Source organism: Peptoniphilus genitalis (assembly GCF_023614525.1).
GTDB classification, from domain to species: Bacteria; Bacillota; Clostridia; order Tissierellales; family Peptoniphilaceae; genus Peptoniphilus_A; species Peptoniphilus_A genitalis.
In genome coordinates, this window is sequence record NZ_CP097885.1 from 1,715,964 (window position 1) to 1,731,874 (window position 15,911).

At 32.7% G+C, this 15,911-nt stretch carries 20 protein-coding genes; all 20 read left to right on the plus strand.

Annotation, left to right across the window (positions count from 1 at the left end; all coding sequences use genetic code 11):
• Positions 1 to 281: 281 nt before the first annotated feature.
• The 20 genes from ylxM (at position 282) to scfB (ending at position 15,808) form a co-directional block, all read left to right on the plus strand.
• Positions 282 to 638 (plus strand): YlxM family DNA-binding protein, encoded by a 357-nt coding sequence (gene ylxM / locus M9426_RS08195; RefSeq protein WP_250341935.1) that lies wholly within the window; start codon positions 282 to 284, stop codon positions 636 to 638.
• Positions 639 to 649: 11 nt separating this feature from the next.
• The gene (gene ffh, locus M9426_RS08200) at positions 650 to 1,987 is read left to right on the plus strand and encodes a signal recognition particle protein (protein WP_250341936.1); all 1,338 of its coding nucleotides are present in this window, start codon (positions 650 to 652) and stop codon (positions 1,985 to 1,987) included.
• Between the two features lie 49 nt (positions 1,988 to 2,036).
• Positions 2,037 to 2,336 (plus strand): 30S ribosomal protein S16, encoded by a 300-nt coding sequence (gene rpsP, locus M9426_RS08205; RefSeq protein WP_005956761.1) that lies wholly within the window; start codon positions 2,037 to 2,039, stop codon positions 2,334 to 2,336.
• A gap of 20 nt (positions 2,337 to 2,356) precedes the next feature.
• Positions 2,357 to 2,590, plus strand: coding sequence for a KH domain-containing protein (locus M9426_RS08210; protein ID WP_005956767.1), 234 nt, complete (start codon positions 2,357 to 2,359; stop codon positions 2,588 to 2,590).
• Positions 2,577 to 3,080 carry a ribosome maturation factor RimM gene (gene rimM, locus M9426_RS08215; protein ID WP_250341937.1) on the plus strand — a complete coding sequence of 168 codons (504 nt, stop codon included), beginning with the start codon at positions 2,577 to 2,579 and terminating at the stop codon, positions 3,078 to 3,080. Before M9426_RS08210 ends, rimM begins: the two co-directional genes overlap by 14 nt.
• A complete protein-coding gene (gene trmD / locus M9426_RS08220) occupies positions 3,077 to 3,820 on the plus strand; it encodes a tRNA (guanosine(37)-N1)-methyltransferase TrmD (RefSeq protein ID WP_005956786.1) in 744 nt (247 codons plus the stop codon). The genes rimM and trmD overlap by 4 nt, the downstream gene beginning before the upstream one ends.
• On the plus strand, positions 3,807 to 4,154 hold the full coding sequence (gene rplS, locus M9426_RS08225) for a 50S ribosomal protein L19 (protein ID WP_005956838.1): 348 nt from the start codon (positions 3,807 to 3,809) through the stop codon (positions 4,152 to 4,154). Before trmD ends, rplS begins: the two co-directional genes overlap by 14 nt.
• Positions 4,155 to 4,224: 70 nt before the next feature.
• Complete coding sequence (locus M9426_RS08230; RefSeq protein WP_250341938.1) at positions 4,225 to 5,859, plus strand: glycosyl hydrolase family 18 protein; 1,635 nt, start codon at positions 4,225 to 4,227, stop codon at positions 5,857 to 5,859.
• A 66-nt stretch (positions 5,860 to 5,925) separates the two neighbouring features.
• Positions 5,926 to 6,579 (plus strand): zinc dependent phospholipase C family protein, encoded by a 654-nt coding sequence (locus tag M9426_RS08235; RefSeq protein WP_250341939.1) that lies wholly within the window; start codon positions 5,926 to 5,928, stop codon positions 6,577 to 6,579.
• 54 nt (positions 6,580 to 6,633) lie between these two features.
• Positions 6,634 to 7,629 (plus strand): aspartate--ammonia ligase, encoded by a 996-nt coding sequence (gene asnA, locus M9426_RS08240; RefSeq protein WP_250341940.1) that lies wholly within the window; start codon positions 6,634 to 6,636, stop codon positions 7,627 to 7,629.
• Between the two features lie 83 nt (positions 7,630 to 7,712).
• The gene (locus M9426_RS08245) at positions 7,713 to 8,474 is read left to right on the plus strand and encodes a hypothetical protein (RefSeq protein WP_060800076.1); all 762 of its coding nucleotides are present in this window, start codon (positions 7,713 to 7,715) and stop codon (positions 8,472 to 8,474) included.
• A 38-nt stretch (positions 8,475 to 8,512) separates the two neighbouring features.
• The gene (gene ruvC / locus M9426_RS08250) at positions 8,513 to 9,007 is read left to right on the plus strand and encodes a crossover junction endodeoxyribonuclease RuvC (RefSeq protein WP_148465495.1); all 495 of its coding nucleotides are present in this window, start codon (positions 8,513 to 8,515) and stop codon (positions 9,005 to 9,007) included.
• Positions 9,007 to 9,591, plus strand: a complete 585-nt coding sequence (ruvA, locus tag M9426_RS08255; RefSeq protein WP_250341941.1) for a Holliday junction branch migration protein RuvA — start codon at positions 9,007 to 9,009, stop codon at positions 9,589 to 9,591. The genes ruvC and ruvA overlap by 1 nt, the downstream gene beginning before the upstream one ends.
• Positions 9,592 to 9,595: 4 nt before the next feature.
• Positions 9,596 to 10,597, plus strand: a complete 1,002-nt coding sequence (ruvB, locus tag M9426_RS08260) for a Holliday junction branch migration DNA helicase RuvB (protein ID WP_250341942.1) — start codon at positions 9,596 to 9,598, stop codon at positions 10,595 to 10,597.
• 1 nt (position 10,598) lies between these two features.
• Positions 10,599 to 11,717, plus strand: coding sequence for a SpoIID/LytB domain-containing protein (locus M9426_RS08265; RefSeq protein ID WP_250341943.1), 1,119 nt, complete (start codon positions 10,599 to 10,601; stop codon positions 11,715 to 11,717).
• Positions 11,718 to 11,730: 13 nt separating this feature from the next.
• On the plus strand, positions 11,731 to 12,750 hold the full coding sequence (queA, locus tag M9426_RS08270) for a tRNA preQ1(34) S-adenosylmethionine ribosyltransferase-isomerase QueA (RefSeq protein WP_250341944.1): 1,020 nt from the start codon (positions 11,731 to 11,733) through the stop codon (positions 12,748 to 12,750).
• Between the two features lie 5 nt (positions 12,751 to 12,755).
• Entirely contained in the window at positions 12,756 to 13,868 is a 1,113-nt protein-coding gene (gene tgt, locus M9426_RS08275; RefSeq protein WP_250341945.1) for a tRNA guanosine(34) transglycosylase Tgt, read from the plus strand.
• A gap of 80 nt (positions 13,869 to 13,948) precedes the next feature.
• Entirely contained in the window at positions 13,949 to 14,248 is a 300-nt protein-coding gene (gene yajC / locus M9426_RS08280) for a preprotein translocase subunit YajC (RefSeq protein WP_005956830.1), read from the plus strand.
• Between the two features lie 8 nt (positions 14,249 to 14,256).
• A complete protein-coding gene (scfA, locus tag M9426_RS08285; protein ID WP_005956826.1) occupies positions 14,257 to 14,403 on the plus strand; it encodes a six-cysteine ranthipeptide SCIFF in 147 nt (48 codons plus the stop codon).
• 52 nt (positions 14,404 to 14,455) lie between these two features.
• Positions 14,456 to 15,808 carry a thioether cross-link-forming SCIFF peptide maturase gene (gene scfB, locus M9426_RS08290; protein WP_250341946.1) on the plus strand — a complete coding sequence of 451 codons (1,353 nt, stop codon included), beginning with the start codon at positions 14,456 to 14,458 and terminating at the stop codon, positions 15,806 to 15,808.
• The last annotated feature ends 103 nt before the right edge of the window (positions 15,809 to 15,911 follow it).

A 15,911-nucleotide genomic window follows, 5' to 3' on the forward strand; every position in this document is an offset into this window, starting at 1 on the left:
TTATGAAGTTATAAAAACCTATTAAGTCATAAAACTTATAAACTAATAGGAAATTAGGAAGTCATAAAGTCTTATGACGTTATATGATTTTGTTATTTTATAAAAATTTAAAAAGTTATTAAAGTCATTGAATTGGGTGTCTACAGATAATAGAAAAAAAACCTAGAAAACAATAAAAAAACTAAAAAAATTTAAAATAATTGTTGACATTAAGTGGGCTATTAGTTAGAATTAGATAGGTCAAGTAAAGAGGTTGACCTCTCAAGAAAAATGGTGATATAATGAATGAGAAATTTTTCAGGATGAACAGGTTACTTGATTTCTACGGAAAGCTTCTTACTGAAAAGCAGAAGAAGGCTGCCCTAATGTATTATGTTTATGATTGCACAATTAACGAGATTTCATCTGAACTTAATATATCTAAGCAAGCAGTATTCGACAACTTAAAGAGAGCAGAGAACAACTTAGAGGAGTTTGAAGCAAAACTTGAGTTAATAAAAAATGCAAAAAAAGAAGAAGCTAATAAAGAAATAAAAAATGAAAAAATAGAAAGAATTTTAGAAAGTATAGAAAAAGAAAGTCTAAGTGAAAACAATAATTTAAAAATTAAAGAGCTTAGAGAAATACTTTTTGACTAGGAGGTGGATTTTTGGTATTCGAAAGTTTATCCGATAAATTGCAAAATACTTTGCAAAATTTAAGAGGTAAAGGTAAATTATCTGAAAAAGATATTGACGCAGCAATGCGTGAGGTAAAACTTGCACTTCTTGAAGCTGACGTAAACTTCAGAGTTGTAAAAGACTTTGTTAAGACAGTAAAAGAAAGGGCTTTGGGAAAAGAAGTTTTAGAATCCCTAACTCCCGGCCAGCAAGTAATAAAAATTGTTAATGAAGAACTCACAAGTTTAATGGGTACTAGCGAGGTTAAAATTGACTTCTCAAAGAAACCAACTGTTATAATGATGTGTGGTCTTCAAGGTGCAGGTAAAACTACTACAAGTGGTAAGCTTGCCAATAAATTAAAAAAAGATGGAAAGAGACCTCTTTTAGTTGCTTGTGACGTTTACAGACCCGCAGCTATAAAACAACTTCAAGTTGTAGGTGAGTCTGTTGATACACCAGTATTTACTATGGGAGATAAGATTTCTCCAGTTGATATTTCCAAGGCAGCTCTTGAGCATGCCAAGAAAAATGGAAATGACGTTGTCATCATAGATACTGCAGGTAGACTTCACATAGATGAAGCCCTTATGAAAGAGCTTCAAGATATTCACGAGGCTCTTGAACCTTCAGAAGTCCTTCTTGTCCTTGATGCAATGACAGGTCAAGATGCAGTAAATGTTGCTGATACCTTTGACGACATGTTGAAGTTAACAGGTGTTATCTTAACTAAGCTTGATGGTGATGCAAGAGGTGGAGCTGCCCTTTCAATTAGGTCAGTTACAGATGTTCCTATTAAGTTTATCGCAAGTGGCGAAAAAATGGACAACATTGAAGTCTTTCATCCAGATAGAATGGCTTCAAGAATACTTGGAATGGGAGATGTGCTCTCCCTAATCGAAAAGGCACAGTCAGCTGTTGATGATAAAAAGGCAAAGGAACTTGAAGAAAAACTTAGGAAGTCAACTTTCACTTTTGAAGATTTCCTAGACCAAATGCAACAAATGAAAAACATGGGGCCACTTGAAGACATAATAGGAATGATTCCTGGTATGAACAGCAAGGCTCTAAAGGGTATTAAATTACCTGATAATGAATTTGCTAAGGTAGAGGCTATTATTCTTTCCATGACAAAGAAGGAAAGACAAAAGCCAGAAATTATAGATTCTTCCAGAAGGAAGAGAATAGCAAAGGGATCTGGAACTAGTCCAGCCGATGTAAACAAACTGATTAAACAGTTTAAGGACATGAGAAAGATGATGAAACAATTTGGAAACATGTCCAAGACAATGGGAAAGAGAAAGTTTAAATTACCTTTTTCCTTTTAAGTTAGCTTATATATTTTAATATATAAATTTTTTTGTGGAGGTGAATAATTTGGCAGTTAAAATTAGACTTAGAAGAATGGGTGCTAAGAAAAAACCCTTTTATAGAATAGTTGTAGCAGACTCTAGAAGTCCTAGAGATGGAAAATTCATCGAGGAGATTGGTTATTATAACCCACTTACAACTCCTAAGGAAGTTGTTGTAGATGCAGAAAAAGCTAACAACTGGATTAAGAATGGTGCAAAACCTACTGATACAGTTGACAGACTTTTCAGAGAAAACTCAGTGTACAGCGCTGGTGCAAACTCAAATAATACAGCAGAAGCAAGTGAATCAGAAGCTACTGAATAACAGTATGTTTGGAGGACCAAATGGTTGAATTAATTGAATATATTGCTAAATCTTTAGTTGACGATCCTTCTTCAGTTGATGTGGCAATGACTAAGAATGATAATTCAATTGATATTACTCTTAAAGTTGCATCAAATGATATGGGAAAAGTTATTGGCAAACAAGGCAGAATTGCTAAGGCAATAAGAGCAATTTTAAAAGCTGTTTCACTAAAAGAAGATGTAAAGGTTAATTTGGAAATTGAAGAATATTAAAGATTCAATTACTTGCATTGGTAAAATAATTAATACTCATGGTATTAAGGGAGAACTTAAGGTTGATCCTTATACCTTTGACAAAAAGAGGTTTTCTAAACTGGAAAGCGTCTTTGTAGGCGAAGATTTAAAAGAATTTTTTATTAAAAGAGTTCGTGTTAATGATTTTGTCTACTTAAGCTTTGAAGGTTATGAAAATATAAATGATGTCCTAAATTTAAAGGGATCTAACATTTATATTAAAGATGAAGACAGGTTAGAACTTGAGGAAGACCAGTATTATGTTTCCGATTTAATTGGAAAAGAAGTTTATGACACTGATGGTAATTACATTGGAGTCTTAAAGGAAGTATTGGAATATCCCGCTAATGATATTTTTGTCATAGAAGGCAAGGATAAGGAAACTTATCAAGTGCCAGGAGTAAAAGAATTTATTAAAAAGATAGATTCAACAATAACTATTAAGTTAATAGAAGGAATGATTTTGTGAAAATTAGTGTTTTAACATTATTTCCCGATTTCATAAATAATATTAGAGATTTTTCTATTGTTGGAAGATCTATTGGCCAAGGAAAATTAGAATTAGAAACTGTAGATATTAGAGATTTTGCCATCAACAAATATTTACAAGTTGATGATTATCCCTATGGCGGTGGACCTGGTATGCTGATGCAAATTAAACCAATAGTAGAGGCAATAGAATCTGTAAAGACAGAAAATTCCAAAGTTTATTATATGTCCCCACAGGGCAAGGTTCTTACACAGGATAAGTTAAAAGAACTAAAAGAAGAAGAACACATAATTCTTCTCAACGGTCATTATGAAGGTATTGACAATAGAGTCATTGAAAATTATGTAGATGAAGAAATTTCCATTGGTGATTATGTTTTAACTGGTGGAGAGTTGGCATCTATGGTTATTATTGATGGCGTGTCAAGACTACTTGATGGCGTACTTGCAAGTGAGGAGTCCTTTGAGGATGAATCACATTACAATGGACTTTTAGAACATCCCCAGTACACAAGACCAAGAGAATTTAGAGGACTTGAAGTTCCAGATATTCTTTTAAGTGGAGATCATGAAAAAATAAGGAAGTATAGACTTAGAGAGTCTATTAAAAATACTTTACAGAAAAGGCCAGACTTATTAAAAGATAAGACTTTAAATGATGAAGAAAAAGATATTTTGAAAGATTTACTGGAAGGAGGTAAAGACAATGGATTATATTAGAGCTATTGAAGCTGAACAAATAAATGAAAACTTACCTAAATTTAATGTTGGAGATACAGTTAGCGTTCACTACAGAATTATCGAAGGAGAAAGACAAAGAATCCAAGTATTCGATGGTACTGTTTTAAAAATTCAAGGAAAAGGCGCTAGAAAGACTTTCACAGTAAGAAGAATTTCTTACGGTATTGGAGTTGAAAGAACTTTCCTACTTAACTCACCAAGAATTGCTGATCTTGTAGTTACAAGAAAGGGTAGAGTTAGACGTGCTAAACTTTACTATCTTAGAGATAGACAAGGTAAGGCTGCAAAAGTTAGAGAAAAGACAAATTACTGAGAATGGGACTTTAAGTCCTATTTTTAGTATCTTTTATTTTGAGCAAATAATTTAATAAAGGGTGATAAATATGAAAAAACTTTTTATGGGACTCTTGTTAATAGTAGTCCTAGCAGCTGGTGCATTTTTATTTGTTGAAAATAGAGGAACTAGCAAAATCTCAACTAAGTACGATAAGTTTAACTTTTTGACAGAAGACAAAGACATTGATAAAGACGACTTTTGTATTGAAGATGGAATGATTTACCTTTCACTAGACTACATAAAAGAATACCTTGATAAGGGAATCGAATATGATGAGTCAACAGGTGAAGTAAAAATCAACAACAATCATGCTAATAAAATTTTAAAATTAAATGAATATGAAGCAAAGTTTAACAGCGGGACAATTGATTTAAGAGCTCCTGTTATTGAAAAAAATGGAAAGATTATGCTTCCAATTGAAGCCTTTATCTACGACTATGATGTTAGATTAAGGTACAACAAGGACATTAGACTATTGCTTCTTGACTACAGGGACAAGGAGTATGACCTAACTAAGACTACATCAGAAACTCTATTAAGAGAATCTGCTTCTAAGAGGAGCCCAATTATAAAGAAGCTTCCAAAGGGAGAAGAACTTTATGTATATGAAGAAAAGGGTAAGTTCTACAAAGTTAGGATGCCAGAAGGATATGCCGGATATGTTTTAAAGAAGGACCTTGACGAAAATTTTGAAAAAGTATCTTTAAAGTCAACTTCAAAAAATACATCTGACGGTCCAATTAACTTAACTTGGGATTACACTTATGCAGAACATTCTGAAGACAAGATAAACCAAATTAAAGACATAAAGGGACTTGATGTAATAATTCCAACATGGTTCTCCATTAGAAATGGAAATGGAGATATGATTGACAGGGGAAATCAAAATTATATTAAAAAATATAAGGACTTAGGAATAGATGTCTGGGCATATCTTGATAACTCCTTTGATCCAAATATAACTCATGAGGCCCTATCAAATGAAAACACTCGTAAAAAGGTTATAAATAAAACTCTTGAGCTATGCAAAAAGTATGGCATGAAGGGAATAAACATTGACTTCGAACATACAAAGATTGACGATAGAGATTATATAACAGACTTTGTAAGAGAATTTAGACAAGCAGCAGGAGATGACTTCATAATAACTGTTGACGTTACACCGCAAATATCAGCTGATGTTACAAAGGAACCTTATGACAGAAAGTCTCTCGCTGAGATAGCTGACTACATGGTAGTAATGGCCTACGACCAACACTGGGGATCTTCTGATAAGGCTGGATCTGTTGCCCAATATAAATGGGTAGAGGGATCTGTCAATGTATTGTTTAGAAATATTCCAAATAAAAAAATGATTCTTGGAGTTCCACTTTATACAAGAATATGGAAAGAAGCTGGCGGCAAGGTAACTTCTAAGACAATTTCTATGGATGAAGTTGCAAGAATAATTGCAGCTAAAGGTTTAAAACCAGTTTGGGACAAAGAGTCACAACAAAATTATATCGAATATCAAGAAAACAATGCAGACTATAAAATTTGGATTGAAGATGCAAACTCACTTGAGAAAAAGGTATCTCTTGTTAATAAATACAACCTAGCAGGTGTTGGAAGCTGGAGACTTGGGTTTGAAACTCCAAATATTTGGGATGTAATATCAAAGGAACTTGACAAAACAAACTAAAAATTGACAATTTAACTATTAAAGTATAAAATCATTTTGTGAAGATGTTGAAAAATTTTAATTAGGATGTGTTTAAAAATTTTACCAGATACACATAAAATCGTGGCAAAAATTGTCCACGATAGAATAAAAGATAAATACAATGTCAATTTAAATTTAGAAAAAATGCTTTGGGGATCAGTTGCTCCCGATGTCCTTCCTTATTATAAGTTGAAGAGACATTATTTCGACGAATCTGGAGACTATATAGCAAAAGAAATTACAAAATTAATTTTCTTTTCAAGGTTTTCTTATTCTGAAGGAAATGAAAGCAAACTATTAATTAACTATGTGAGCAGGAGGCTTGGCATAATAATGCACTATCTATGTGATTTTGTTTGCTATCCTCACGCCTACAGAATGACTTTCGTAGAAAATTTGAGAAAACACGTTAAGTACGAACAAGACTTAGCTCTTTATGCAAGAGAAAATAAATATCTAGAAAAAGATTTTTCATCTGTAATTAGTATAAATGATATTAGTTTTTTAGAAGATTCTGACATGAGGCTTGAAGAAAGAGTTAAGAAGTATTTAATAGATGTAATAGACCAATACAAGGAGTCAAATCATTCCTTTGATAATGATTTGAATTTTGCTTTAAATCTTTGTACAAATATTTCTGTTTTAGTTATTGAATCAAGTCTCCAATTTCAAGGAGATTTTGATATACAATATATTTAAAAGAAATCTTTCACTCAATGTGGGTGGAAGATTTTTATAATTAGGGAGGAAAAGATGAGGAACAACTCTAGTGCTACAAAATTAGATCTTAGAGAGACACAAATTGCAATCAAGTCAGTTAAGGATTACTTTCAAAGAGATTTGGCAAACACTTTAAATCTACAAAGGGTTTCTGCACCTCTTTTTGTAAGACCTGAAACTGGACTTAACGACAACTTAAATGGAGAAAAAGCTGTAGACTTTGATCTTAGACAATATGGGATTAATGTTGAAATTGTTCAATCTCTTGCTAAGTGGAAGAGGAATGCCCTTAAGGACTACAATTTTAATATGTATGAAGGAATCTACGCAGATATGAATGCCATTAGGGCAGAAGAAGAACTTGATGAAATTCACTCTTCTTATGTAGACCAATGGGACTGGGAAAAAATTATAAATAAGTCTGATAGGAATAAAGAATATCTTTTCTTAATTGTAAGAGAAATTTATTCTGTATTTAAAAGAACTGAAGAATATATTAATCAAACTTATCCATACATTCTTTCAAAGAAGCTTCCAGAAGAAATCTTCTTTATAACTTCCCAAGAATTAGAAGATATGTATCCAGGAAAAACTTCTAAGGAAAGAGAAAAATTAATCTGTAAGGAAAAGGGTGCTGTGTTTATCATGGGCATTGGACATAAATTAAAGTCTGGTGAGCCACACGATCACAGATCACCTGACTATGATGATTGGGACTTAAATGGAGACATCTTGTTCTGGGATGAAGTCCTAGATAACTCTCTTGAAGTTTCAAGCATGGGTATCCGTGTTGATGAAAAATCTCTAAAGAGTCAATGCGAACTTACAAATACAACTGAAAGATTTAAACTTCCTTATCACCAAAATGTTTTAAATGCAGACTTACCTTACACTGTTGGTGGTGGTATTGGCCAATCAAGAATTTGTATGTTCTTTTTAGAAAAGCAACACATTGGAGAAGTCCAAGTAGGTGTTTGGGATGAAAAGAGTTTAGACTTCTGCAAAGACAATAAAATTAAATTATTATAATTACATTACATTTACAATTTGGATTTCAATCCTCCGTGACTTATAGTATAATTATTTTATACGAAGTAACGGAGGATTTTTTTATGGAATTGGCAGAAAAATTAAATCAGACACCTTATAAAAGGCTTGCCTTTAAAGATATAAAAAAATACCTAATCGCAAACTTTTTGTACAAGGGCGACTTGGATAGCATAAATATTTTACTCAATCTTTACAATGTTTACGAATCCATTGAAAATATTTATCCAAGGTACGTAACTCTTGAGAATTTGAGAAAGGATATTGTAAAAGTTTATAGGCAAAAAGAGGGAATTGAACTTATAGCAAGGAACCTCTCAAGTCTTATTCATGATGACATAAATAGGCTTGAACTTTACTTATACTTAGAGGGTTATAGACTTGGGTTTAACTCAAAAAAGCACATAAATATGCTTGAGATAATAACCTTAAAGCACCTTACAATAGATGAACTTTACAATAGAAAAAAACTTTTTCAATATGAATTTAAAAACGAAGAAGTTTTATCTTTTAAGAAGTTAGTTTTTAAAGAAATAAGAAAAGATAGGCAAATAAGGATTTTTATAAAAAACACTCTTACTGATGTTAGAAAAAGACTTCTCAATAGTAAGATCCAAAGTATAAACGACCACCTAGACTTGCAGCTTATTTTTAGAAGTCAAGATGACGACGTTGAAATAAAAGAAGTTGACTCCTACTTAACTGATTCTGAAATTGAAAATTTAAATAATAAGATTTCTAAATTTCTCTACATAGATTGCTTCAGAGTTTTTAGAAATGCTTTTTGGGATGGAGTTAATGATAGAGTTTTAAAGAGATACAAGTAAGGATAGTTTTATACTATCCTTTTTAAAGTGGTGATAAATTGATAATTTTGGGAATTGACCCAGGGATAGCTATTGTTGGATATGGATTTCTTGAACTTAAAGGGAATTCTTATAAAGTTTTAGATTACGGTGCAATAACCACAGAGGCAAAAGTTCCTCTCCCAGAAAGACTAGATACAATCTACGAAGAAATGAATGAACTTATAGAAAGGTATAAGCCTGACGACATTGCTTTTGAAGAATTGTTTTTTAATAAGAATGTTAAGACAGCAATTACAGTTGCCCAAGCTCGTGGAGTTGAAGTCCTTGCTGCCAAAGAATCTGGAGCAGGACTTTATGAATACACGCCTCTTCAAGTAAAACAAGCCATAGTTGGTTATGGAAGGGCTACTAAAAATCAAGTTCAAGAGATGGTAAGAATTATTTTAAACTTAGAAAAGGTTCCAAAACCTGACGATGTTGCAGATGCCTTAGCAGTTGCAATAACTCATGGAAGTTCAATTAAGTTTAAAGAAAGTTTTAGGATGATATAATGATAGAATTTTTAAGGGGAAGAGTTCACTCTACTGACAGGGGATACCTAGTACTTGAATCCAATGGAATAGGCTATATAGTTAATATGGTGGAAAGAGAACTTCACACATTTTATGAAAATGAAGAAGTTTTCATCAACATTAGGCTTGTTTTAAGGGAAGATGCGGCAATTTTATATGGATTTAGACATATAGAAACAAGAGATGCTTTCGATCTTCTTACAAGTGTAACAGGAATTGGTCCTAAGTTAGCCATGGGAATTCTTGATGGCGATGATGTCTTTAATATTGCAAAATATATTATATCCAAGGATGAAAAATCTCTTACAAAATTACCTGGTATAGGGAAGAAAACTGCTCAAAGGATAATTCTTGAATTAAAGGATAAGGTTGAGAAGTTAGACCTAGACTTGACTTCTATGACTGATGATGTAGAAATTATCGAAGAAAAGGACGATTCAGCAGTTGAGGCCCTAATTTCCTTAGGTTATAATGTATATGATGCTAAAAAAGCACTAGAAAAGGTAGATCCTTCTATTGATATTTCTGAGAGAATAAGAGAAGCTTTAAAATTAATGGGTTGATATAATGGAAAAAAATAGATTAGTTGAGCCAGAACTTATTGATGGCGATGCTAGGGAGGTAAGTCTTAGACCTAAGTGGTTAGAAGAGTATATTGGCCAAGAAAAGGTAGTTAAGAATTTAAAAATTTTTATTGAAGCTGCCAAGAACAGGTCAGAACCCTTGGATCATACACTTTTAAGTGGACCACCAGGACTTGGGAAAACCACACTTGCTGGCATAATTGCCAATGAGATGGGGGTTAACCTAAAGGTTACATCTGGCCCTGCAATTGAAAAGCAGGGAGACCTAGCAAGTATTCTTACAAATTTAAATAATGACGATGTTCTATTTATTGATGAAATTCACAGGCTAAATAAGTCTGTGGAGGAAATCTTATATCCTGCTATGGAGGACCATGCTTTAGATATAATAATAGGTAAGGGACCTTCTGCAAGATCAATTAGACTTGACCTTGCACCTTTTACACTTATTGGTGCCACAACAAGGGCAGGTATGCTTACGTCACCTCTTAGAGATAGGTTTGGGGTAATGTTGAAACTTGATCTTTATGATACAAAGTCTTTAGTTGAGATTATAATGAGGTCGGCTAAAATTTTAAATGTTCCCATAGAAGAAGAGGGAGCCTTAGAAATTGCAAGAAGATCAAGGGGAACACCGAGAATTGCCAATAGACTTTTGAAAAGAGTAAGAGACTATGCTGAAGTAAAGGAAGGCGGAGTTATAACAACTAAGGTTGCCATAAAGGGACTTAACCTTCTTGAAATCGACAAGTTTGGCTTAGACAATATTGACAGAAGAATTATACTTACAATGATTGAGAAATTCAACGGTAGGCCAGTTGGAATTGATGCGATTTCAGCTGCTATTGGTGAAGATAAGGGAACAGTAGAAGATGTTTATGAGCCTTATTTAATGCAAATAGGCTTTATTATTAGAACGCCTAGAGGAAGGATGGCCACTAAAAGGGCCTATGACCATTTTGGTTTGGAGTATAAGGGTGAATAAAATGAAAAAAATATTATTGTTAGCTTTATTTTTGGTTTTACTGCCATTAAATATCTTTGCTAAGGAAGACTATGACAAGATTGACATTAAGGTTGGAAAATCTATTTCAGCTGGTGAAACATTAAAATTAAAATCTAAATCTAATTTAAAAGTTGTGACTTCTGATGAACAAGTAATAAACAATACAAACAACAATGAAATTAATATTATATTTGATGGAAATAAAATTAATTTAGATGGAAAGAATTTTAAATTAAATAACTTTCCACAAAATGGAGCCTTTTTAATATCCTCTGATTCGCCAATTTACGTAGATAAAATCAAGAGAAACTATGGGGGAGCAATTTCCTTTAGAGTTAATAATAAAAAACTTGATGTAGTAAATAGGGTGGAGATAGACGAATATTTAAAGGGAGTTCTTCCAAAAGAAATGAGCCCAAGTTTTCCAATGGAATCTCTAAAGGCCCAAGCCTTATGCTCAAGGTCTTTTGCTATTAATAATTACAACAAATTTATTAAAAAAGGCTATAATCTTGACGATACTACAAGCTCACAAGTTTATTATGGAAAAGATGTTGAGAACAAATCTACAAATAAGGCTGTAGAAGATACTCTTGGCCAAGTTATTAAATATAAGGGTGAAGTTGCAGAGACAATTTTCTGTGCTTCTTCTGGTGGTTATACTGTCGCTTCTTCCGAAGCTTGGGGCGGAAATAGTGTTCCTTACCTTATTGCACAAGAAGATCCTTACTCAGTTCATCCATGGAAGTATGAGCTTAAAGATAGCGATTTAAAGAAGTTAAATTTATCTGATGTATTTAGCGTTAGTCTTGACTACAATAATTCGAATAGAGTTAACAACTTAACTTTTTCTACATCAAAGGGAGATGTAAAAATAAAGGCTACTGATTTTAGAAAAAAAATTGGTAATACAATTATCAAATCAACCCTATTTGATGTAAATGTAATAGGAAATAAAATATTTGTAAGTGGAAAGGGATATGGACATGGTGTTGGCATGAGTCAATACGGTGCTGTTGAAATGGCAAAAAAGGGAAGCAATTACAAGGATATTATTGAATTTTATTTTCCAGGAACAAATATTGAAAAGATAAAATAATAGAAAGGCGAAAATGAAAACAAAAGATTTTTATTACGACTTACCAAAGGAATTAATAGCACAACATCCTGAAGAAAAAAGAGATCATTCAAGACTTCTTGTTTTAGATAAAGAAAGTGGAGAGATGGAACACAAACACTTTTATGATATCATAGACTATCTCAAGAAGGGTGATTTGTTGGTATTAAACGACACCAAGGTAATGCCTGCAAGAATTTATGGACACAGGGAAGGAAAAGAAGAAAAAATAGAATTTCTTCTTTTAAATATGAAAGATGATATATGGGAATGTCTATCTAAACCTGGTAAAAAAGCAAAAATAGGAAGTAAAATTATTTTCAGTGATAAACTTTCTGCTGAGGTTGTAGATATTTCAGAAGACGGATCTAGATTTCTAAAATTTGATTATGATGGAATATTTGAAGAAATCCTAGATGAACTTGGTGAAATGCCACTTCCACCTTATATAACAGAAAAACTAGAGGATAAAAATAGGTATCAAACAGTTTACGCAAGGGAAGAAGGATCAGCTGCCGCACCAACTGCAGGACTTCATTTCACAAAGGAATTATTAGAAAAATTAAAAGATAAGGGTGTAGAAATTTGTTACATTACTCTTCACGTTGGACTAGGAACCTTTAGACCAGTTAAGGTGGAAAATGTTGATGAACATGAAATGCACTCTGAATTTTATGTAATGACAAAGGAAGTTGCAGATAAAATAAATGCAGCCAAGGACAGGGGAAGCAGGGTAATCGCAGTTGGCACTACAAGTGTGAGAACTGTTGAATCTATTGCAAATGAAGATGGAAGAGTATGTGAAAAAAGTGGATTTACAAATATATTTATTTATCCACCCTATAAGTTTAAGTGTGTAGATGCCCTTATAACAAACTTTCACTTGCCAGAATCCACTCTTCTAATGCTTGTTTCATCCTTATCAAGTAGAGAGATTATTTTAAAGGCATATGAAGAAGCTGTTAAAGAAAGATATAGATTTTTCAGCTTTGGTGATGCCATGTTTATAAGGTAGGTTTTATGTTTAAATTTGAATTATTAAAGACTTCTAAGGATTCAAAGGCAAGACTTGGAAAAATAACAACTAATCATGGGGAAATTGAAACTCCAATTTTCATGCCAGTTGGAACAAGAGCAACAGTAAAGACTATGACTCCTGAAGAGTTAAAAGATATTGGAGCACAAATAATTTTATCTAATACCTATCATTTATTTTTAAGACCAGGGACTGAGATAATAGAAAAAGCTGGAGGTCTTCACAAGTTTATGAATTGGGACAAACCAATTCTAACAGATTCAGGAGGATTTCAGGTTTTTTCTTTATCAGATAATAGAAAAATTACTGAAGAAGGAGTTCATTTTAGGAGTCATATTGACGGGAGCAAGATGTTTATCTCTCCTGAAAAGTCAATTGATATCCAAAACATTTTGGGATCAGATATAATTATGGCCTTTGACGAATGTGCACCCTATCCAGCAAGCCATGAATATATAGATCATTCAATGAGAAGAACTCTTAGATGGGCTGAAAGATGTAAGAACCACCACAAGAACGTAGATAATCAAACTCTTTTTGGAATTATCCAAGGTGGTATGTATAAGGACCTAAGAGAAATTTCTGCAAAAGAAATGGTGGATATGGACTTTAAGGGTTATTCTATTGGAGGTCTTTCAGTTGGTGAACCTATTGATTTAATGACTGAAATCTTAGATTACACAACAGACTTCATGCCTGAAAATAAACCTAGATACCTAATGGGAGTTGGTAGTCCAGACTACTTATTCGAAGCAGTAGAAAGAGGAGTGGACATGGCAGACTGTGTTCTTCCTACAAGAATTGCAAGAAATGGAACTGTCTTAACTCATCAGGGAAGAATTCCAATTAAAAATGCAATTTATAAGGATGACTTCTCAAGATTAGATGATGAATGCGACTGCTACACTTGTAGAAACTATTCTAAGGCATATCTTAGACACTTATTTAATGTAGACGAGATACTTGGAATGAGGCTTGCAACTATTCACAATCTCTACTTCTTAATCGACATGATGAAAAATATTAGAGAGTCTATTAAAGGTGACTACTTCTTAGAATATAAAAAAGATTTTTATAAAAAATACGGTTATAAGTAAAGTCTTAAAGATATTCTTGTTAAGTTATAAGATAAAATGTATAATATAATTATAAATCATAAAGAAGAAAGGGGTTAATAATGAATCAAAACGCAATGTTAAACTTTATTCCCTTAATATTGATGTTTGTTGTTTTTTATTTCTTCGTAATAAGACCGCAAAAGAAAAAAGCAAATGAAATAAATGAAATGCGTGAAAACTTAAAGGTTGGAGATAAAATAATAACAATCGGTGGTATTATTGGAAAAATTATCCTTGTAAAGGAAGATTACTTAGTTATCGAAACTTCATCTGACAACACAAAAATTGAAGTCATGAAGTGGGGAATTAATGGTACTTATAAAAAGAATGCTGATTTAAAAGACGCTGAAGAAGAATAGGAGATATTATGAAACACATTAAAACACTTACACAAAAAAATCTTAAGAAAACTTATGAAAAAGGCGGATGTGGCGAATGTCAAACATCTTGTCAATCAGCTTGCAAAACTAGCTGTACAGTTGGAAATCAAAAATGTGAAAATTCTGAAAACTAAGGCAAGGGAAACCTTGCTTTTATTTTGTTAGGGGTTAAGTAAAGGAGAAAAGATGGAAGAAAGAATTCATAAATTTTATTTAAATAATAGATACATTGTCCTTGATATAGCAAGTGGATCAGTCCATGTAGTAGAAAAAATTGTATATGAAATGATTGATGATTATGAAAAATTGTCAAAGGATGAAGTTATTGATAAATATTCAAAACTATATAATGAAGAAGATGCTAAAGAAGCCTATGAAGAAATAGACTACTTGGCTAAGGAAGATTTATTATTTTCTGAAGATGAACACTTTAAACTTCCTCGATTCAATCCTCAAAATGTAGTAAAGGCTCTTTGCCTTCATGTTGCCCACGATTGTAACCTAAGATGTAAGTATTGCTTTGCATCCCAAGGTGACTTCAAGGGAGATAGAAGTCTTATGACTTTTGAAACAGGTAAGAAGGCCTTAGACTTTCTTCTACAAAATTCTGGTAACAGGAGAAATCTTGAAGTGGATTTCTTCGGTGGGGAACCTCTAATGAATTTTGACTTAGTAAAAAAACTTGTAGCTTATGGTAGAGAAGAAGAAAAGAAATATGACAAACACTTTAGATTCACAATTACAACTAATGGCGTCCTACTAAATGACGAAATAGAAGAATTTATTAATGAGAACATGGACAATGTAGTTCTATCAATTGATGGAAGAAAAGAAATTAATGATGAAATGCGTCCTACTACTAATGGCAAGGGGTCCTATGACATTATAGTTCCAAAGTTCAAAGAACTTATTGATAAGAGAGGAGACAAGGACTACTTTATCAGGGGAACTTTCACAAATGAAAATTTAGACTTTTCAGAAGACTTAAAGGACTTCTATTCTCATGGATTTAAAAAGACTTCTATTGAACCAGTAGTTACTGATGAGAGAGAGCCTTACGCAATAAGAGAAGAACACCTTGATAAAATTCTTAGAGAGTATGAAAAAATGTCCAAGGACTATATTGAAATAAGAAAGAAAGACAAGGACTTTTCCTTCTTCCACTTTATTATTGACCTATCTCAAGGACCTTGTATAGTTAAGAGGACTGTTGGATGTGGTGCTGGATCGGAATATGTTGCTATAACTCCGCAAGGAGAAATTTATCCTTGTCACCAATTTGTTGGTGAAGAAGACTTCTTACTTGGTAATGTTGATGAAGGAATAAAAAACACTGACCTAAGAGATACTTTTAAAAATTCCAATGTTTATACTAATGAAGACTGTCCTACTTGTTGGGCAAGATACTACTGCTCAGGTGGTTGTCACGCCAACGCTTACTACAGCAACAATGACTTAAGCAAACCTTACAAGGTTGGATGTGAAATGGAAAAGAAAAGAATTGAATGTGCAATTTCAGTTCTAGCTAATGAAGAATAATAAAATCTTTTGAAGAACCCCCATGAGGGTTCTTTTTTTGTTGCTTGATAGCCTAATTGTTTTACCTAAATGATAATTTTTGATATAATTAATCGTATATATA

What these genes read in the sequence shown, in the direction of transcription:
- ylxM (WP_250341935.1), top strand. Translation starts at nt 282, where the DNA reads ATGAATGAGAAATTTTTCAGGATGAACAGGTTACTTGATTTCTACGGA.
- M9426_RS08210 (WP_005956767.1), top strand. Translation starts at nt 2,357, where the DNA reads ATGGTTGAATTAATTGAATATATTGCTAAATCTTTAGTTGACGATCCT.
- rplS (WP_005956838.1), top strand. Translation starts at nt 3,807, where the DNA reads ATGGATTATATTAGAGCTATTGAAGCTGAACAAATAAATGAAAACTTA.
- M9426_RS08230 (WP_250341938.1), top strand. Translation starts at nt 4,225, where the DNA reads ATGAAAAAACTTTTTATGGGACTCTTGTTAATAGTAGTCCTAGCAGCT.
- M9426_RS08235 (WP_250341939.1), top strand. Translation starts at nt 5,926, where the DNA reads ATGTGTTTAAAAATTTTACCAGATACACATAAAATCGTGGCAAAAATT.
- asnA (WP_250341940.1), top strand. Translation starts at nt 6,634, where the DNA reads ATGAGGAACAACTCTAGTGCTACAAAATTAGATCTTAGAGAGACACAA.
- M9426_RS08245 (WP_060800076.1), top strand. Translation starts at nt 7,713, where the DNA reads ATGGAATTGGCAGAAAAATTAAATCAGACACCTTATAAAAGGCTTGCC.
- ruvA (WP_250341941.1), top strand. Translation starts at nt 9,007, where the DNA reads ATGATAGAATTTTTAAGGGGAAGAGTTCACTCTACTGACAGGGGATAC.
- ruvB (WP_250341942.1), top strand. Translation starts at nt 9,596, where the DNA reads ATGGAAAAAAATAGATTAGTTGAGCCAGAACTTATTGATGGCGATGCT.
- M9426_RS08265 (WP_250341943.1), top strand. Translation starts at nt 10,599, where the DNA reads ATGAAAAAAATATTATTGTTAGCTTTATTTTTGGTTTTACTGCCATTA.
- queA (WP_250341944.1), top strand. Translation starts at nt 11,731, where the DNA reads ATGAAAACAAAAGATTTTTATTACGACTTACCAAAGGAATTAATAGCA.
- tgt (WP_250341945.1), top strand. Translation starts at nt 12,756, where the DNA reads ATGTTTAAATTTGAATTATTAAAGACTTCTAAGGATTCAAAGGCAAGA.
- yajC (WP_005956830.1), top strand. Translation starts at nt 13,949, where the DNA reads ATGAATCAAAACGCAATGTTAAACTTTATTCCCTTAATATTGATGTTT.
- scfA (WP_005956826.1), top strand. Translation starts at nt 14,257, where the DNA reads ATGAAACACATTAAAACACTTACACAAAAAAATCTTAAGAAAACTTAT.
- scfB (WP_250341946.1), top strand. Translation starts at nt 14,456, where the DNA reads ATGGAAGAAAGAATTCATAAATTTTATTTAAATAATAGATACATTGTC.